14 protein-coding genes are annotated in these 17,746 nt (G+C 72.4%); 6 read left to right on the forward strand and 8 right to left on the reverse strand.

What is annotated here, in order from left to right:
• Positions 1 to 8 precede the first annotated feature (8 nt).
• Positions 9 to 845: a hypothetical protein gene (locus ABZ783_RS14770; RefSeq protein ID WP_357437773.1), complete on the forward strand. Its 837-nt coding sequence runs from the start codon at positions 9 to 11 to the stop codon at positions 843 to 845.
• A gap of 54 nt (positions 846 to 899) precedes the next feature.
• Here ABZ783_RS14770 and ABZ783_RS14775 read toward each other — a convergent pair whose 3' ends face one another.
• The gene (locus ABZ783_RS14775) at positions 900 to 1,112 is read right to left on the reverse strand and encodes an exodeoxyribonuclease VII small subunit (RefSeq protein ID WP_357437775.1); all 213 of its coding nucleotides are present in this window, start codon (positions 1,110 to 1,112) and stop codon (positions 900 to 902) included.
• Positions 1,113 to 1,135: 23 nt separating this feature from the next.
• On the reverse strand, positions 1,136 to 2,389 hold the full coding sequence (xseA, locus tag ABZ783_RS14780) for an exodeoxyribonuclease VII large subunit (RefSeq protein ID WP_357437778.1): 1,254 nt from the start codon (positions 2,387 to 2,389) through the stop codon (positions 1,136 to 1,138).
• A 167-nt stretch (positions 2,390 to 2,556) separates the two neighbouring features.
• Between xseA and ABZ783_RS14785 the strand changes: the two genes are divergently transcribed.
• Positions 2,557 to 3,546 carry a 4-hydroxy-3-methylbut-2-enyl diphosphate reductase gene (locus tag ABZ783_RS14785; protein ID WP_357437781.1) on the forward strand — a complete coding sequence of 330 codons (990 nt, stop codon included), beginning with the start codon at positions 2,557 to 2,559 and terminating at the stop codon, positions 3,544 to 3,546.
• Between the two features lie 41 nt (positions 3,547 to 3,587).
• Positions 3,588 to 3,983 carry a hypothetical protein gene (locus ABZ783_RS14790; protein ID WP_357437784.1) on the forward strand — a complete coding sequence of 132 codons (396 nt, stop codon included), beginning with the start codon at positions 3,588 to 3,590 and terminating at the stop codon, positions 3,981 to 3,983.
• A 189-nt stretch (positions 3,984 to 4,172) separates the two neighbouring features.
• Here the strand turns inward: ABZ783_RS14790 and ABZ783_RS14795 are convergent, their stop codons facing one another.
• Complete coding sequence (locus ABZ783_RS14795; protein WP_357437787.1) at positions 4,173 to 7,475, reverse strand: S8 family serine peptidase; 3,303 nt, start codon at positions 7,473 to 7,475, stop codon at positions 4,173 to 4,175.
• A gap of 148 nt (positions 7,476 to 7,623) precedes the next feature.
• Positions 7,624 to 8,817 carry a DNA recombination protein RmuC gene (locus ABZ783_RS14800; protein WP_357437789.1) on the reverse strand — a complete coding sequence of 398 codons (1,194 nt, stop codon included), beginning with the start codon at positions 8,815 to 8,817 and terminating at the stop codon, positions 7,624 to 7,626.
• 54 nt (positions 8,818 to 8,871) lie between these two features.
• Here ABZ783_RS14800 and ABZ783_RS14805 point away from each other — a divergent pair, with 54 nt between their 5' ends.
• Positions 8,872 to 9,699 carry a hypothetical protein gene (locus tag ABZ783_RS14805; protein ID WP_357437792.1) on the forward strand — a complete coding sequence of 276 codons (828 nt, stop codon included), beginning with the start codon at positions 8,872 to 8,874 and terminating at the stop codon, positions 9,697 to 9,699.
• A gap of 202 nt (positions 9,700 to 9,901) precedes the next feature.
• Here ABZ783_RS14805 and ppc read toward each other — a convergent pair whose 3' ends face one another.
• Positions 9,902 to 12,688, reverse strand: coding sequence for a phosphoenolpyruvate carboxylase (gene ppc, locus ABZ783_RS14810; RefSeq protein WP_357437795.1), 2,787 nt, complete (start codon positions 12,686 to 12,688; stop codon positions 9,902 to 9,904).
• Between the two features lie 123 nt (positions 12,689 to 12,811).
• Complete coding sequence (locus ABZ783_RS14815) at positions 12,812 to 13,867, reverse strand: hypothetical protein (RefSeq protein ID WP_357437798.1); 1,056 nt, start codon at positions 13,865 to 13,867, stop codon at positions 12,812 to 12,814.
• Between the two features lie 140 nt (positions 13,868 to 14,007).
• Between ABZ783_RS14815 and ABZ783_RS14820 the strand changes: the two genes are divergently transcribed.
• Entirely contained in the window at positions 14,008 to 15,048 is a 1,041-nt protein-coding gene (locus tag ABZ783_RS14820) for a S66 peptidase family protein (protein WP_357437801.1), read from the forward strand.
• A gap of 292 nt (positions 15,049 to 15,340) precedes the next feature.
• Complete coding sequence (locus ABZ783_RS14825; protein ID WP_357437804.1) at positions 15,341 to 15,616, forward strand: hypothetical protein; 276 nt, start codon at positions 15,341 to 15,343, stop codon at positions 15,614 to 15,616.
• 6 nt (positions 15,617 to 15,622) lie between these two features.
• Here ABZ783_RS14825 and ABZ783_RS14830 read toward each other — a convergent pair whose 3' ends face one another.
• Positions 15,623 to 15,847: a winged helix-turn-helix domain-containing protein gene (locus ABZ783_RS14830; protein WP_357437807.1), complete on the reverse strand. Its 225-nt coding sequence runs from the start codon at positions 15,845 to 15,847 to the stop codon at positions 15,623 to 15,625.
• 631 nt (positions 15,848 to 16,478) lie between these two features.
• Positions 16,479 to 17,393, reverse strand: coding sequence for a cyclase family protein (locus tag ABZ783_RS14835; RefSeq protein WP_357437809.1), 915 nt, complete (start codon positions 17,391 to 17,393; stop codon positions 16,479 to 16,481).
• Positions 17,394 to 17,746 lie beyond the last annotated feature (353 nt).

The following is a 17,746-nucleotide window of genomic DNA, read 5'->3' on the forward strand; positions in this document are numbered from 1 at the left end:
GAGTTCTCATGAAGATTCGACGCTTCAGCACGGCGGCCTTCGCCGCGGCACTGCTCAGCCCCGCCCTGGCCGCCTGCAACGACAACGGGACCGGCACCGCGGGGGCCACCGCGTCCCCGAGCGTCTCCGGCAGCGTCGCGCCGAGCGCTACGTCGGGCGACGCCAAGCAGGCCCTGCTCAACTCCACGAACGCGATCCGCGACGGCAACTTCCGGTTCAGCATGTCCGGCGCCGGCTCCACCGCCGAGGGGCAGGTGCACGAACCGAGCCAGAGCGCGGAGATGCGGATGACGATCGGTGACCCGACGTCCGACCTGATGATGAAGCTGGACCTGATCCACTACAAGCCGGACAGCTGGGTGAAGCTGGAGCTGGGCGGCAAGGCCGCGAGCAGTGTGCCCGGCGTGCAGAAGCTCAACCTCGGCAAGTACCAGCACCTCGACCAGACCCGGATCAAGGGCAATCGGGCCTTGGGCTTCGATTTCGACAAACTCGACCCGGCCGGCAGCGCCGTGCTGACCCAGGGCATCACCGAGGTCCGCCAGACCGGCGAGGGCACGTACGCGGGCACCGTCGACGTGTCCAAGGCGGCCGAGGCGGGCTCGCTCGACCCGGCGGTGATCACCGCGCTCGGGGCGCAGGCACAGTCGGTGCCGTTCACCGCCAAGGTCGACCCGCAGGGGCGGCTCAGTGAACTGGTCATGCAGATTCCCGCCGCCGGCCAGAGCGCCGCGCAGGACATCAAGATCGCCTACACCGACTACGGCAACGCCAGCGCGGCGCAGAAGCCCCCGGCCGACCAGGTCGTCGAGGCGCCGCCGGAGTTCTACAACCTGTTCAAGTGAGCACGACGACGTCGACGGGGCGGCCCCGGCCGCCCCGTCGGTCGTCCACCCAGGTCACTCCTCGGCGCGCTGCCGGGCGGCGTCGATGCGGGCCCGCGCCCCGTCCAGCCAGCGCTGGCAGGTCTCGGCGAGCTGCTCGCCGCGCTCCCAGAGCGCCAGCGACTCCTCCAGCGAGGTGCCGCCGGCCTCCAGCCGCTCCACCACGCCGGCCAGTTCGGCACGGGCCTGCTCGTAGCTGAGCCGCTCGTCCTTCTTCGCGTCAGTCATCGGCTCCCATCCCAACACATCGCTCAGCCGGCCACGGTCGCGGTGAGCTCACCCTCGGCGAGGCGGACCCGCAGTGGGTCACCCTTGGCCACCTCGGACGCGGCGCGCAGCACGTGGCCGTCGGCGCGCTGGACGATCGCGTACCCCCGGTCGAGGGTCGCCGCGGGAGAGAGCGCGCGCAGCCGGGCCAGGGTGTGGCGCAGGTCGTCGGCGGCACCGCCGAGCCGGTGCTCCAGGCAGCGCCCGGCCCGGTCGCGCAGCGCGGCGACGTCGGCGGCCCGCTGGTCAACCATCACCTGCGGGCGGGCCAGCACCGGGCGGGAGCGCAGCAGGTCGAGGCGGTGCTGCTCCCGGTCGACCAGGTTGCGGACCGCCCGTTCCAGCCGGGACCGGGCCTGGCCGATGAGGCGTACCTCCTCGGTGAGGTCGGGGACGATCCGCTTCGCCGCGTCCGTCGGCGTCGAGGCGCGGACGTCGGCGACGTAGTCCAGCAGCGGCGCGTCCGTCTCGTGGCCGATTGCGCTGACCACCGGGGTACGGCAGGCGAAGACCGCCCGGCAGAGCGCCTCGTCGGAGAAGGGCAGCAGGTCCTCGATGCTGCCGCCGCCCCGGGCGATGACGATCACGTCGATGCTCGGATCCGTGTCGAGCACCTTGAGCGCGTCGACGATCTGCGGCACCGCGCTCGGCCCCTGCACCGCGACGTTGACCGTGCGGAACTCCACCGCCGGCCAGCGCCGCCGGGCGTTGGTCAGCACGTCCCGCTCGGCGGCCGAGGCGCGGCCGGTGATCAGGCCGATCCGGCCGGGCAGGAACGGCGGCCGGCGCTTGCGGGCCCGGTCGAAGAGCCCCTCCGCGGCCAGCAGCTTCTTGAGCTTCTCCAGCCGCGCCAGCAGCTCGCCGAGCCCGACCTGGCGGATCTCGTCGGCGCGCAGGCTGAGCGTGCCCCGGGCGGCGTAGAACTCGGGCTTGGCGTGCAGCACCACCCGGGCGCCCTCGCGCAGCTCCGGCGCACCCGCGTCGAGCACGTCCCGGTTGGTGGTCACGGTCAGGCTGAGGTCGGCCGAGGGATCACGCAGGGTGAGGAAGACGGTGGTCGCGCCGGGCCGGCGGCTGATCTGCGCGACCTGCCCGTCCACCCAGACCCAGCCCAGCCGGGCGATCCAGGCGCCGATCTTCTGGCTGACCACCCGGACCGGCCACGGCTCCTCGGACGTGCTCCGCCCCGCCTCCGCGCCGCCCCGCCCCGCCTCGCTACCCCGCCCCACCTCGCTCACCCGCCCACCCTACGGCCCGGGGCCGACACCACCCGCGTCGATCATGAGGTTGACGGCGAAGTCGATCTCCGCTGCCGCCGCCAACCTCATGATCGACGGTTCAGGCGAGGGCGGGCCAGGGTCACGCGGTCGCGGTCGGGGGAAAATCGGGCACGTACGATGGTTGGGTGACTGAGGCTGAGGCGACTCCCCGGACCGGCAAGCGCGTGCTCCTGGCCAAGCCCCGCGGCTACTGCGCGGGCGTGGATCGGGCGGTGCAGACCGTCGAGGAGGCGCTGCGGCTCTACGGCGCCCCGATCTACGTCCGCAAGCAGATCGTGCACAACAAGCACGTCGTGCAGACGCTGGAGGCCCAGGGGGCGATCTTCGTGGAGGAGAACGAGGAGGTGCCGGAGGGCGCCACCGTCATCTTCTCCGCGCACGGCGTGGCCCCCGAGGTGTACGAGCAGGCGAAGGCGCGCTCGCTCAAGGCGATCGACGCGACCTGCCCGCTGGTCACCAAGGTGCACCAGGAGGCGCGGCGGTTCGCGGCCGAGGACTACGACATCCTGCTGATCGGCCACGAGGGGCACGAGGAGGTCGTCGGCACCGCCGGTGAGGCTCCCGCGCACATCCAGCTGGTGGACGGGCCGGACGGCGTTGACAAGGTCACCGTGCGCGACCCCAGCAAGGTCGTCTGGCTCTCCCAGACCACCCTCTCCGTGGACGAGACGCTGGAGACCGTCGCCCGGCTCAAGCAGAAGCTGCCGCTGCTCCAGTCGCCACCGAGCGACGACATCTGCTACGCCACCTCCAACCGGCAGCACGTGGTGAAGGAGATCGCCCCCGACTGCGACGTGGTGATCGTGGTGGGCTCGCGCAACTCCTCCAACTCGGTCCGCCTGGTCGAGGTGGCCCTGGACGCCGGCGCCCGGGCCGGGCACCTGGTCGACTTCGCCCACGAGATCGACGACGCCTGGCTCGCCGGCGCCCGTACGGTCGGCGTCACCTCCGGCGCCAGCGTGCCGGACGAGCTGGTCCAGCAGGTGCTCGCGCACCTGGCCGAGCGGGGCTTCACCGACGTCGAGGAGGTCACCACCGCCAACGAGCGGCTGATCTTCTCGCTGCCGCAGGAGCTCAAGCGGGACCTGAAGGCCGCCGCGGCCGCCCGCGGCTGATCCGCCGGAACGGATCGGCGGCCCGGTACGTCCAACCGACCATGAACACTCCTCGGACGGCGATCGTCGCCCTGCTCGCCTGCGTCGCCCTGGGCGCGTGCGCCAGCCCGGGCGCCGACCCCGCCAGCCCCGGCCCGACGGGAGCCGCCCCGGTGACCAGCACGCCCAGCCCCGACCCCAGCGTCAGCCCGACCGACCCGACAGCTCCCACGAAGGGTGGGCCGTCGAGCGGCGCCACCACCACGCTCACCGGCACGCTGCAGGCCGGGGTGGAGCCAGGCTGCCTGCTGCTCGACGGCAACCTGCTGGTCGGCGGCCCGCGCGACGTGCTGAAGGCGGGTGCCCGGGTGGCCGTCACCGGCCATTCCCAGCCCAACCTGATGACCACCTGCCAGCAGGGCACACCGTTCGTCGTGGAAACCGCCAAACCCGCCTGACCACCCCGGACCGTTCGGTCCCGCCGGGCGCCTTGTCGGGCCGTCGATCATGGGGTTGGCGAGGTGATATGTCGGCTTTGCTGCGGCCAGCCTCATGATCACCCGGGGTGGGGCGGGGCGGGAGGGATGTAGGAACGGAGGAGCCCCGCTCCCTTGGTGGGGGCGGGGCTCCTCGGGTTCAGCGGGAGGTCAGTTGACCGCGCCGACGGACACCGAGCCGCGGCCGACGACCGCGCCCTCGGTGGTGGTGATGGCCACGTCACCGTAGAGCTCCCGGCCGGCGGCGGGGGCCGCCAGGGCGGTCACCGTGCCGGTCAGGGTGGCGGTGGCGCCGTTGTCCAGGGCTAGCGAGGTGGCCGGAGCCGACACCGAGCCCAGCGACGCGGACGCGAACGAGTCGCGGTAGTCGTAGGCGGTGCTGCTGCCCGGCCCGGTGACGGCGTACCCGTCGACGACCACCCGGTAGGTGCCGGCCACTGGGTTCGTGATGGTGACCGCCTCCTCCGAGCTGCCGCCGGCCGAACGGCCGACCTGGGTGGCGCCCCGGAAGACGAACAGGTCGAGGTCGGCGCTCGGGTTGGCCGGGTTGCCGATCCGAACGGTGAACGACGTGGCGCCCGCCGGCACCTCGACGGTGTATTCCTGGGTCGCCCCCTCGGCGATGGTCGGCCGCTCGGCGTGCACGCTGGCGAGCGGGCCGCCGACGCCGGTCACCTGGACCGGGCCGAAGGCGTTGGTCAGGCCCCAGCTCACGTTGGCCGGGGTGCCGGCGGTGACCGACGGCAGCTCGACGACGGCCGGCTCGACCTTGACGCCCTGCACCCGCGCCTGGAGCTGGAACGGGTTGTCCAGCGTCGGCGAGGTACGCCGGGCCTCCACCTCGATCTCCCAGACACCCGGGATCGGGTTCTGGTAGTCCCGCTCCTGCGGCTTGCAGACGGCGGCGTCGGAGAAGTTGGTGTAGCAGGCCGTGCTCGCGGTGCTCTCCACCGGCACGCCGTACGGGTTGATGGCGATGAACCGGGTCTGGGAGCCGGTGGCGATGCCGGAGAGGTTCACCTGCAGCGCGCCGGCACCCGGCGGAACCGTCACGAAGTACGACGTGAAGCTGTTGCGCTCCACCGAGCCCTCGGTGGTGTACGAGTACGCCGGGGCGCTGACCGTGTTCGAGGCGACCACGACGGTGGAGACCTCGAAGTCGACCACCGGGGTGGCCGGGTCGTCAACGGTCATGATGGCGCCGTGCGCGCCGGCGGTCATCGGCTTGGCCTTGACCTTGACGGTGACGGTCTTGTTCAGCGGCAGCAGCACGACAGCCGGCGCCGAGAAGGTGCCGTCGTTGCCCCGGAAGCCGATGAGGTGGGCGACGGTGCGGTTCGGGCCGCTGGTCCGGGTGAGCTTGACCTCGTAGTCACGGCTTTCCTTGACCTTCTGGCCGCCCCGGTCGGCGGCGCAGCGGTTGTGGATGCCGGCGCCGACGTTCGGGTTCGGCTCGAAGATGCCGAGGCTCTCGTTGTACTTCGTCAGGTTCGCCGACAGCTCGGTGCAGACCGCCGCCTGGGAGGTGTAGGTCCGGGTCTCCACGCCGTCGGCCAGCAGCTTCCACGCGCCCGGCACGTTGAACATGCCGTAGCCCTGCGCGTACGTCGGGACGTCGGCGATCGGCTGGGCGGAGGTGTAGACGGCCCGGCGCAGCGCGGCCGGGGTGACCGCCTTGCCGGTGGCCTTGGCGGCGGAGAGCAGCAGCGCGGCGGCGCCGGTGGCCTGCGGGGAGGCCATCGAGGTGCCGTTCAGCATCTGGTAGCCCGGGGGCAGTGGGTAGCCGGCCTCGGCGACGGGAACGCCGGGCTGCCACGTCGGCGCGGTCGAGATGGCCGAGCCGGGGGCGGCGATGTTCGGCTTGAACGCGCCGTCCTCACGCGGACCGCGCGAGGAGAAGTTGAACAGTGCGTTGTCCTTGCGGACCACCGAGCCGTAGTTGGCCAGCCAGGTGTCCTTGCTGATGTTGGCGGCGACGCTGACCACGTTGCTGGCCACCGACGGGTCGCCGACGGTGTTCAGGCCCGGGCCGGAGTTACCGGCCGAGATGAACATCTGGACACCGTAGGTGGTGATCAGGGTGTTGTAGAGCTGGGCGCGGGCGTTGGCGCCGTCGTTCAGCGCCGGCAGGCCGCCGATCGACATGTTGATCACGTCGACCTTGCGGTTGACCACCAGATCGACCATGCCGGTGGTGAGCGCCGCGTAGGTGCAGCCGCCGCCCCAGGAGCAGGCCCGGGCGGAGACCAGCTTGGCACCGGGCGCCGCGCCGTTGAACGCGCTGTTGCCGAGCATGCCGTTGGCGGCGGTGATGCCGGCGACGTGCGTGCCGTGGGTGCTCTCGATGATGCCGATGTTGACGTAGTCGACCAGGCCGGGGCCGCCGACCGGAGTGGTGTCGACGTTGCGGCGGTACTCGACGACGAACGGCATCTGCTCCCGCACCGCGGTGGCCGGGTTGTCCGTGCCGAAGTGACCGACCTGGAACTTCTCCTTGTACGGCCGCATCACCTCGTCATCGGTGAAGTCGAAGTTCTGGTTGACATCGACCACGATGTCGCCGTTGACGGGGTTGTAGAGGATGCCCCAGACGTCCGTGGTGTCCTTGTCGCGGTTGACGTCACCGGCCGGGTCGCTGCCGATGGTGGTGGACTCGCGGAAGGTGTTGAACTTGTACGTGCCGGCCGGCGCCTTCCAGGTGCCGAGGGAGTTGGTGAACGACGGGCCGGTCACGTCCGTGATCATCGGCCGCCAGGTCGCGTCCTCGAGCGGGTCGGTCGCGGTGACCCAGTCGACGATCTTGCGCTCGCCGGTGGTGGTCTGCTGCAGCGCCGGCTGGTCGAGGTCGATACCGGAGTCCATGATGCCGATGGTGACGCCGCGGCCGTCCCAGGTCGGGTGTGCGGCCTTGAAGGCCTCCGCGCCGGTCTCGTTGGTCGGCATGTACGGGTTGACGGCACCGGTGTCCGCACCCGGACCGGCCAGGGTCTCGCCCTGCTTGGCGACCTTCGCGCCGGCCGGGGCGGCCTCGGGGGTCGGGTCGGGGAGCTTGATGGTCTCGTCGAGGTCGACGGCGGCGACGCCCGGCAGCGTCGCGGCCTTGAGGACCTTCGACGTCGGCACCTTGGCCAGCACGTAGCCGACCTCGTCGTAGCGCTGGCTGACCGCGGCACCGAGGCTCTTGAGGCCGTCGGTGACCTTCTTCGCCGAGCCCTTCTTGGTGGCGATGATCAGCGTGACGGTGGGGGCGTGCTTCGCCTCGGCCTCGGTGAGCAGCTTGGCGTCGTGCGCTCCGAGCGTCTCAACAGCGGTCGGCTGGGCGGTGTCAGGGGCGGTGGCGGGGGCTGCGCTCGCGGTGGCGGCGCCGCCCCCGACCGTCATCGCGCCGGCCGCCAGGACCGAGGCGAAAAGCGCGGCGGAGGTACGCCGGCTCCGGTTGCGGGGTTGGCTCACGTTCTCTTCCTCCAGAGAACAGGGGCCCTTCAGGGAACAGGGCACACGTGACGGTGATCCTTCGGTGTACGCCGTGCGGTGTCACTAGCGCGAGGAGGGTTGTGACCAGTCCGTGATGCGGATTGGCCGTCATCGCCACGAGAACGTGCTAATCGTCGATATCTGTCGGCCGTTGCGCCGATGTGGACGGTGTCTCGACGCCGTTCGACAGCAGCTCCGGCGCCTGCGGCTGGCGCGGTGCCACCTCGACCTGAGCCGGAGCGCTCAACTCCTGGTCCGAGACGCCCAGTTCGGCCAGCTTGCGGGCGCTGACCAGCACCCGTGCCTCCAGCGAGCCCACCGCCCGGTTGTACGCGGTCACCGCCCCGCCCAGCGACGCACCCAGCTTGCCGACATGGTCGCCCAGGGTGGACAGCCGCCCGTACAGCTCGCGGGCCAGCAGGTGCACCGTGGCCGCGTTGCGGGCCAGCGCCTCCTGCCGCCACGAGTACGCCACCGTGCGCAGCAGCGCCACCAGGGTGGCCGGCGTGGCCAGCACGACGTTGCGGGCGAACGCGTGCTCCAACAGGGCCGGGTCGCGCTGCAACGCCACGTCGAGGAACGGGTCCGCCGGCACGAAGAGCACCACGAACTCGGGCGACGGGTCGAACGCGGCCCAGTAGGACTTGGCGGCCAGCGCGTCCACGTGCGCCCGGAGGTGCCGGGCGTGCGCGTCGAGGTGGGTGTCCCGCCCCCGCTCGTCGCGCGCCTCCATGGCGGTCAGGTACGCGTCGAAGGGCGCCTTGGCGTCGACCACCACCGTCCGGCCGCCGTGCAGCCGGACCACCAGGTCGGGGCGTACCCCCTGATGGTCGGTGGCACCGGTGACCTGCTCGGAGAAGTCGCAGTGCTCCAGCATCCCGGCCGCCTCGACGATCCGGCGGAGCTGGTGCTCGCCCCACCGGCCGCGGACCTGCGGGGCGCGCAGCGCCGCGACGAGCTGCTTGGTCTCGGTGCGCAGCTCCCCGGAGACCGTGCTCATCGCCCGCACCTGCTCGCGCAGCTCCGCGTACGCGTCGACCCGGTCGCGTTCCAGCTCGGTGACCCGCTGCTCGTAGCGCCGGAGGGTGTCGTGCAGCGGGGCCACCGCGCGCGCCACGGCCTCCTGCGACTGGGCGGTCGCCTCGTAGCTGAGCGCCCGCATCGACTGCTCCAGCCGTCCCTCGCCCTCCCGGGTGGCGGCGAGGGTCGCCTCCAGCCGGGCGATCTGGGTCGCCGAGCGGGCCCGGGCGGCCAGCCAGCCCACCGCGCCGCCCGCGGCGAGACAGATGATCACCACGGCCAGCGTTGCGATGCTCGTCACCCTCCGAAGCTTGCCAAACAGATACGACGTGACCCCCGTGGGTACCGTCGAGTCATGAAGGTTGGGCTGTGGTTCGTCCTGCTGCTGATGCTCGGGGGTGCCTACGTGTTCTGGCGGTGGGGTAGCAGGTCCCGCGAGGCCACCGAGCTGGCCGACGCGCGGGCCGAGGCGCAGCGCTGGTACGAGCGGCTCGGTGGGCAGCTCATGAACCTGCACGGCGACGCCCCGGCGGTACGCCAGGCGCTGGCCGACGCGGGCGAGCGGTACAACGCGGCCGGCTCACAGCTGGAGCAGGCGCGTACGCCGCGCCAGTTCGCGCTGGCCCGGGAGACCGCGCTGGAGGGGTTGGCGTACATCCGGGCGGCCCGGACCGCGCTGGGCATCGACCCGGGGCCGGACCTGCCGCCGCTGGCCGCCGCCCGGGGCGCCGGGATGCTCACCAAGGAGCGCGAGGTCAACGTCCAGGGGCAGACCTACCGGGCCGGGCCGCAGCCGGGCAGCGGCACGCCCTACTACTACCCCGGCGGCCACTGGCAGGGCCGGCGGGTGCCCGCCGGCTGGTACTCGACGCCCTGGTGGAAGACCGCGCTCGGCACCGGCGCCGGGGTGCTCGGCGGCCTGCTGATCGCCGACGCGCTCTTCTCGCCCGCCTTCGCCGACCCGGGCTACGGCTACGAGGCCGGCTACCAGGAGGGCTTCCAGGACGGGGTCGGCGACGGCCAGGACTACGGCGACCAGTTCGCCGGCGACCAGGGCGGCAACGACTTCGGCGGCGACCAGTTCGCCGGCGGCCAGGGCGGCGGCGACTTCCCCGGCTACGGGGGCGGCGACTTCGGCGGAGGCGACTTCGGCGGCGGGGACTTCGGCGGCGGCGACTGGTGACCCCGCCAGGCCCCGCGGACCGCTAGCCGGTGCCCGCCACCTCCCCGATCTGGCGCGGTTGACGCGGCGCGGATGCCACCATCTCGCCGATCGGGCGCGGCGGCGAGCACCGGCCCCGCCACCCCGGCGATCTGGCGCGGCGGCGAGCACCGGTCCCGCCGCCTCGCCGATCTGGCGCGGCGGTGAGTGGCGGGGCCGGCCGTCAGCCGGTGTTGCGCATGCCGGCGGCGATGCCGTTGACCGTGGTGAGCAGCGCCCGCTCCAGCGCCGTACCGTCGTTGGGGGCCCGGCGGCCGCCGGGCGCGGTCGCCACCGCGCGGCCCGCCGCGCCGGAATCCCGGTACTGGCGCAGCAGCGCCACCTGGAGGTGGTGCAGCGGCTCCAGGTAGGTGTCCCGCACCGCCAGGGTCCGCTGGAGGACGGGCGAGTTGTCCAGCAGGGCCGGCGAGGCGGTGACCGCCAGCACCTCCTGCTTGGTCAGCTCGTACTCCTGCTCGATCTTGTCGAAGATCGGGTGCAGCTTCTTCGGGACCAGGGTCTCCACGTAGCGGCGGGCGATGGTGAGGTCGGTCTTGGTCAGCATCATCTCCACGTTCGACAGGAACGTGCGGAAGAAGTGCCAGTTCCGGTGCATCTCGGCGAGCACGTCGTCCAGGCCGGCGGCGCGCGCGGCGGCCAGCCCGGACCCGACGCCGAACCAGCCGGGGACGATCTGCCGGGTCTGGGTCCAGCCGAACACCCACGGGATGGCCCGCAGGCCGGCCAGGCCGGCACCGGTGTTCGGCCGCTTCGCCGGCCGGGAGCCGATGTTCAACTGGCCCAGCAGCTCGGTCGGGGTGGAGGCCCAGAAGTACGCGGGCAGGTCCGGGTCCTCGACCAGGGACCGGTACGACCGGAACGCCGCCTCGGAGACCACGTCCATGGTGGCGTCCCAGCGTTCCAGCATCTCGGCCGGCTGCCGGGGCGCGGTGTGCAGCAGCGTCGCCTGGAGCACCGCGGCCACGGTCAGCTCCAGGTTCTCCCGGGCCAGGGCGGGCAGCGTGTACTTGTCGGAGATGACCTCGCCCTGCTCGGTCACCTTGATCGCGCCGTCGAGCGTGCCGTACGGCTGGGCCAGGATGGCGTCGTGGGTGGGGCCGCCGCCCCGGCCGACCGTGCCGCCCCGGCCGTGGAAGAGCCGCAGGTGTACGCCGTGCCGGGCGGCCACGTCGCGCAGCGCGCGCTGGGCCCGGTGGATGGACCACTGGCTGGTGGTGATGCCGGCCTCCTTGTTGGAGTCGGAGTAGCCCAGCATCACCTCCTGCACGTCGCCCCGGGCCGCGACGAGCGCCCGGTACGCCGGCAGCGACAGCAGCTCGTCCAGCAGTTCGCCGCCGGCGTTCAGCTCGCCCGGGGTCTCCAGCAGCGGCACGAAGCCGATCCGGGCCCGGCCGCTGTGCACGTCGATCAGGCCGGCCTCGCGGGCCAGCACCACCGCGGCGAGCACGTCGTCCACGCCGAGGGTCATCGAGATGATGTACGACTCGATCACCTCGGTGCCGAACCGGTCCTGGGCCTCGCGGATCGCCCCGAACACGTCGAATGTCTTCCGCGCGGTCTCGGTGAGCGGCGTGTCCAGGGTGGAGAGCGGCCGGCGGCCGGTCAGCTCGTCGGCGAGCAGCTTGGTGCGCTCCAGCCGGCTCAGCGACGGGTAGTCGGACACCTCGCCGACCGCCCCGTAGAGCTGGGCCAGGACGGCGTGGTGCGCCTCGGCGTGCTCGCGGACGTCCATGGTCGCCAGGTGCAGCCCGAACGCGGAGACCGTACGGATCGTCGAGGCGAGCCGGCCCACGGCGGTGAGCTGCCCGGAGTTGCGGGCCAGCGAGGCACGCAGCAACTCCAGGTCGGCGATCAGCTCGGCGGACCCGCGGTAGTCCCGCCCCGGCACGTGCGGGGTGCCGTTGCGCAGCCGCTCCCGGGTGTTGGTCAGCTTCGCCTTCACGCACCGCGCCTTGAGGCGGTAGGGCTCCTCGGCGTTGACCCGGCGGAACCGGGGCGCCACCTCGGGCAGCGCGTCCAGATCAGCGGCGAGGCTGGCGGAGAGGTCGAGGGAGACCGCGCGCAGCCGGCGGGAGACGGAGACCTCGCTGATGAGCTCGTCCATCGCCTTCTCGGTGGCCTCGATGCCGTGCTCGTGCTGGATCTGCAGCACCTCGCGGGTGACCGTCGGGGTGACGAAGGGGTTGCCGTCCCGGTCGCCGCCGATCCAGGTGCCGAAGGTCAGCGGGCGGGCGGTCGGTGACGTCTCCACGCCCAGGGTGCGGAGCGTATCGGCGAGGTCGTCGAGGACCTGCGGGGCGGCCTCGGCGTGCAGATCACGCAGGTAGTAGATGGCGTTGCGGGCCTCGTCGGTCGGGTCGGGCCGGTCCAGCCGCAGCTCGTCGGTCTGCCACATCAGGTCCAGCAGTTCGGCCAGGCGCCGGTTGGCCGGGCCCTCGTCGCTGGCCCCGTAGAGGATGGCGTTGGCGGTCTCGGCGTCCAACTCGTCGGCGATGGCGCGCAGCTTGGACAGGATCGACCGGCGGGCCGCCTCGGTCGGGTGGGCGGTGAAGACCGGGCGTACCGCCAGCCGGCGGGCCACCGAGGCGATCTCCTCGGCCGGGACCCCGCGCTCGGCGATCATCTTGGCCGCCTGGTCCAGCCAGCCGCCGTGCATGGCCCGGCGCCGGCGCAGGTCGCGGGCCCGGTGCACCTGCTCGGTGATGTTGGCCAGGTGGAAGTAGGTGGAGAAGGCGCGGGCCAGCTTCGTGCCGGTGGTGACGTCGAGGCCGGCGAGGCGCTGCGCGGCGGCGGGGGCGTCGGAGCGGACCTGGGCGCGGATCTCCTCGACCAGGTCGAGCAGCGGCCGGCCCTCCTGGCGGGCGAGGGTCTGCCCGAGCAGGGTGCCGAGGCGGCGGATGTCGGCCCGGAGAGCGGCGTCGGGCCCGTCGTGGTCGTGCTGGTCGGTCACGGTGCGCTCCTTACGCGAGTACGAAGGACAGCGCTGTCCGACTCCCTGGATCGTATCCGTGTGCGCCCCGGTGTCAGGAGGGGGACGGGGTGATGATCTGCACTCCGGGACGGATCGACGGGCTCAGCCATCGGTGGCCGGTCTCCCGGGTGCGGCCGGGCGGGCCCGCGCGGCGCGGACGGCGCGCCGGTGCGCCCGGAAGATGGTCGCGGTGACCAGCCCGAGGATCCCGAGCAGGACCCAGAGCGCCAGCCCCACCAGCGGCCAGCGCCCGGCCCGCCAGTCGAAGTAGACCGCCGACTTGAGCAGGTCGGTGGCCAGCCCGGTGACGTTCCACCGGTGCATCCCGCGCAGGAAGGTCGGCAGGAACTCCGGGGCGTAGATGCCGCCCGAGCCAGGATTGCCGAGCACCACCAGCAGTAGGATCACCAGGCCGGTACCGAGCAGTCCCAGCCACCCCTGCACCGCCGCGGCGACCATGCCGGCGGCGAACACGGTGAGCGCGCCGACCAGGAAGACCGCCAGGACCTGGTGGGCCCAGATGCCCATCACCGGCCCGACCAGCACCGCGCCGATGATGCCGAGCAGCACGGAGTGCACCGCGAGGGTGGCGATCCGCAGGCCGGCGCGGCGCAGGCTGCGGGGCGCGGTGCCGAGCGAGATACCCAGGGCGGTGGACGCCAGGTAGCCGCCGAGCACCAGGCCGACCGCGAGGTAGAACGGCACCAGCCCACGCGGGTCGTCGGCGGAGACGGGCACCTCGTCGGTGACCTGGAGCGGCAGGTTGGCCTGCCCGGCGGCCTGGGTGAGCACCTTGCTGACCAGGTCGGTGGCGGTGGGCGCGCCGGCGCTGGCGGTGGACAGGGTCAGGCCACCACCGGGGTCGGTGTGCAGCACCGCGTAGACCTCGCGGGACCGCAGCGCGTCGAGGGCCCGGTCCTGGTCGTCGTACTGGACGGGTTTGATGGTGTCGGTCCGGCTGCGGACGGCGGCCAGCACCGCTTGGGCGCGCTGGTCGCTGCGGGCCACCCCGACCGGCACGTCGCGTGGGGTCGGCTTGTGCAGCGCTCCGACGTACGCCGCGATGAACGCGGTGGCCAGGGCGAGCGTGCCGACCAGCAGCGCCGCCGCGCGCGGCAGCCAGTCGCGTACCGGAAGCTCCGGCCCCTGATCGCCCACGTGGCCAGCCTAGGGCGGCGCTTCGCCCGGGTTGTGCGGTTTGGCCGCCCTGTCCGGCGGCCCTGGGGGCGACGGCGTGCCGCCGCCGGCCGGACGGACGCCCGGACAACCCGCTGGCCCCGGCCGATAGCGTCGGGGGCATGACGTCGTTGCGATACCCCGCCAAGCCGAAGCCGGGCGACCGGGTCGCCGTGGTCTCCCCGTCCGCCGGGCTGCCGGGCCTCTTCCCCCACGTGTACGAGCTGGGGCTGCGCCGGCTGCGCGAGGAGTTCGGGCTGGAGCCGGTGGAGTATCCGACGACCCGGCAGCTGGGCGCCGACCCGCGAGACCGGGCGCGGGACCTGACCGCCGCCTTCGCCGACCCGACGATCACCGCCGTGCTCGCCACCGTCGGCGGGGACGATCTGATCACCGTCACGCCCCACCTGGACGACGCGGTGCTGCGGGCCAACCCGAAGCCGTACTACGGCTACTCGGACAACACCAACGTCCTCAACCACCTCTACCGGCTGGGGATGGTGGCCTACCACGGCGGATCCGTCCTGGTGCACCTCGGCCGGCCGGGCAAGCCGCACCCGCTGACCTTCGACTCGCTGCGCGCCGCCCTGTTCACCTCCGGCTGGTACGAGCTGATCCCGGCCGCCGAGTGGGGCGACCAGCCGAACGACTGGCGGGACCCGTCCACCCTGGCGTACGAGCCGGTGATGTTCCCCGGCGCCGGGTGGCGCTGGCAAGGGCCGGCGACCGTCGTGCAGGGCCGCACCTGGGGCGGCAACCTGGAGATCCTGCACTGGCTGCTGGCCATCGACCGGGTCGGTGCGGTGGCGGACCACGCGGGTGAGGTGCTGATCATCGAGACGTCGGAGGAGTTGCCCTCGGCCACCGAGGTGTTCCGGATCCTGCGCAACATGGGCGAGCGGGGGCTGCTCGCAGGCTTCCCGGCGGTGCTGGTGGGCCGCGCCAAGGCGTGGGAGTTCGACAAGCCGCACACGGTGGAGCAGCGGCGGGAGTGGGGCGAGGCGCAGCGGGAGGCGATTACCCGGGCGCTGGCGGACTACGCCGAGGATCCGGTGGTGGTCTTCGACGTCGATCTCGGGCACACCGATCCGCAGCTGATCATCCCGTACGGCGGGGAGGTCCGGATCGACGCGGTCGAGCACCGCATCTCGGTGCGCTACTGATGGGCAACTCCTGGGCGTATCCCGTCCTGCGAACCGGTGACGTGGGACGGGCGCTGGACAGCGTCGGGCGGCTGCTGGACCTCGTCGACCTGCCGAGCACCGAGGTGGAGATATGGGCGCGAACTGGGCGGCACTCGGGTCTGCCGCGCGACCTCGACGCGTACGACCACCTGCTGGACGCCGACGGCGAGGACTTCATGTTCGTGGACCAGTCCAGCCAGCGGGAGACTGGCCCGCAAGATCCTGCCGACCACCGGTCGATGTCACAGTGGAGGCGCGCGGGCTGGGCCCCATGGAGGGGCGGTTTGAAGAGACCATCAGGGTTGACCAGGGGTACGTGCTGTGGCAGCCCGGATGCTGGCCGGAGGTGCCCAGCCTCGGCCTAGGTCGGGAGTTCAAGTACGCGCACGTGCAGTTGGTCTTCAACGCCTCAGATATCTGGGCCACCGAGCCGTCCGCGGGGCACAGCGTCTTCGTGCACGTCCGCCACCGAGAGTTGGAGCGCGCGGAGTGGTTGGCGCGGCAGGCAGGGCTGAGCGTGATTGGCCCCGGTGGACTGGGTCGCTGATCCGGGCTACCGAGAGGCCGGATGGCGGACGAAGACGCCCTCACCCTGCCGGCCTTCGATCAGCCCCTCCGCTTTGAGGATGAGCAGCGCGGTCCGGACCGAGCCGTAGGAGACGCCGTACATCTCGATCAGCCCTTGGGTCGTGGGTAGCTGATCGCCGGATTTGAGTTTGCCGGTGCGGATCTGATCGCGGATGGCGGACGCCACCTGCTCGTACTTGGGTGTGCTCACGGTGTCTCCCTGGCTCGCAAGGCCAAGTAGATCACCAGAAATCGACAGCGTCTATAACGTCGACACTGTCGACAATGTCGATTAGCAGCTATAGACTCGGCTCGCTTGCCCTGGCTCGCAACCGGGTGGGCATCACATGTAGGGCGGCCCGGGGTGGAGGTGGCACTCCGCTCCCCGGGCCTTGACCGGGAAGGACCCCGGCCCGTGAGTAACCTACCGAACTCCGTCCATCCGCCTTGGTGCCTGCGCGGCCCTGACTGTGCTGGCGGTAACGACCTACACCTGTCTCGCCTCGTCGGCACGGCGGTCCGCGGCGACGAAGTGATCCAGATGCGACTCGGCCTCTGGCGAATGGAGGTCGGCCCCACACCGTCTGGCGGGCTGTTGCTTGAACTCTCCGCAGGTTCTGAGGTCGAACGCTGGCCGATCGACCTGGCTCAGTCCCGGGCGCTGGCCCATCTCTCCGGACGCCTGCTCCGCCGGCTCGTTCCGACCGCGTCCCGGGTCGCCTAGCCTTCACGCTGGCGAAATCCACTCCATGTCGGCGACGTGGCGGTATCCGTGTGCGGTGGATACCGCCACGTGGGCGATCTCGTGTGGATCTTGACTCGGCCCGCGGACGCGGGCGAGGTCAGGCGTCGACGATGGCGAAGGCGCGGACCGGGAAGGTGCCCATGCCGGCCACCCGCGGCGGCGTGGCGGTGAACCGGAACCCCTCCGGAGGCAGGGCCGCCAGGCCGGTCAGGTGCTCCACGATCGGGATGCCGGCGGCGAGCAGGGCGCTGTGCGCGGGGCGCTCGCCGGCCGCCGCCGGGGTCATGTCGTCGATGTTGATCGAGTCGATGCCGACCAGGGTCGCGCCCGCGTCGACCAGCCAGTCGGCACCGTCCCGGGTCAGGTAGGGCGCGTCGGGGCCGGCGTAGCGGTCGGTGCCGAAGTGCGTGTCCCATCCGGTGTGCAGCAGCACCGCCCGCCCCGCCACGTCGTACGGGGCCAGCATCAGCCGGTCCACGGACCGGGTGCCGGGCGGTACCCGGACCACGATCCCGGGCAGGTCGGCGAGGCGGTCGAGCGGGGTTCCGGCCAGGTCGGCCCCGTCCGCCCAACGGTGGGCGGGCGTGTCGAGGTAGGTGCCGGTGTTGGCGATCATGTCGATCCGGGCGACGTGGAACTCGACGCCCGGGGCGTAGTTCGCCCGGGACGCCTCCCGGGTGAGCCAGTCGGTGATCTGCGGTGCCGGCCAGCCGGGCAGGGTGATCATCCCGTCGGTGATCACGTGGCTCAGCTCGACAAGTCGCCGGCTGCCGTCGCCGGCCGGAACGGCGACCGCCCGGCCGCCCTTGTGCGGTTCCTCGACCACCGTCCTGTTGGTGATCCGCACCTCGCCCACCATGAGCAGGCCGAGGTGCCGGACGAGGAGCGAGCCCAGCGTCGCGTCGTCTATCTCCGGGCCGGGGACGTCCAACCGGAACCCCTCGGTCCGCAACCCGCCGCCGTTGGCGAAGACGACCTCCGCGTCGAAGATCGCCCGGTACTCAGCTGCCATGCCGCCACCGCACCACGCCATCCTGCCCGTGGTCAAGATCCTTCCCGGGCACCCGCCAGCACCGCCCCCGCCACGGGAGCGCCCCTATTTCCGGGAACTAGTGCGGATCTTGGGCTCCGCGGTGCGGGGGTGCGCGGGCCCCGGGGCGCAGATCTTGAGCGGGGCCGGGTGGGCGTGCGGATCTTGGGCTGCGTGGTGCGGGGGTGCGCGTGCCCGGGACGCGGACCTTGGGCGGGGCGGGTGGGCGTGGGACCTTGGGACGCGGGCGCGGGCGCGGGCGGGGTGCGGGGACGGCTGGGGCCCGGAATGTCCGGGGAGGGGGATAGTCTCGAACGGTGCACCCCCCGTCCGGC

This window comes from Micromonospora sp. NPDC047738 (assembly GCF_040642675.1).
Lineage (GTDB): Bacteria > Actinomycetota > Actinomycetes > Mycobacteriales > Micromonosporaceae > Micromonospora.

Bases quoted from the DNA above. Each gene is read 5' to 3' on its own strand.
- ABZ783_RS14805 (WP_357437792.1), top strand. From the start codon at position 8,872: ATGAAGGTTGGGCTGTGGTTCGTCCTGCTGCTGATGCTCGGGGGTGCC.
- ABZ783_RS14820 (WP_357437801.1), top strand. From the start codon at position 14,008: ATGACGTCGTTGCGATACCCCGCCAAGCCGAAGCCGGGCGACCGGGTC.
- ABZ783_RS14790 (WP_357437784.1), top strand. From the start codon at position 3,588: ATGAACACTCCTCGGACGGCGATCGTCGCCCTGCTCGCCTGCGTCGCC.
- ABZ783_RS14770 (WP_357437773.1), top strand. From the start codon at position 9: ATGAAGATTCGACGCTTCAGCACGGCGGCCTTCGCCGCGGCACTGCTC.
- ABZ783_RS14835 (WP_357437809.1), bottom strand. From the start codon at position 17,393: ATGGCAGCTGAGTACCGGGCGATCTTCGACGCGGAGGTCGTCTTCGCC.
- ABZ783_RS14825 (WP_357437804.1), top strand. From the start codon at position 15,341: ATGGAGGGGCGGTTTGAAGAGACCATCAGGGTTGACCAGGGGTACGTG.
- ABZ783_RS14775 (WP_357437775.1), bottom strand. From the start codon at position 1,112: ATGACTGACGCGAAGAAGGACGAGCGGCTCAGCTACGAGCAGGCCCGT.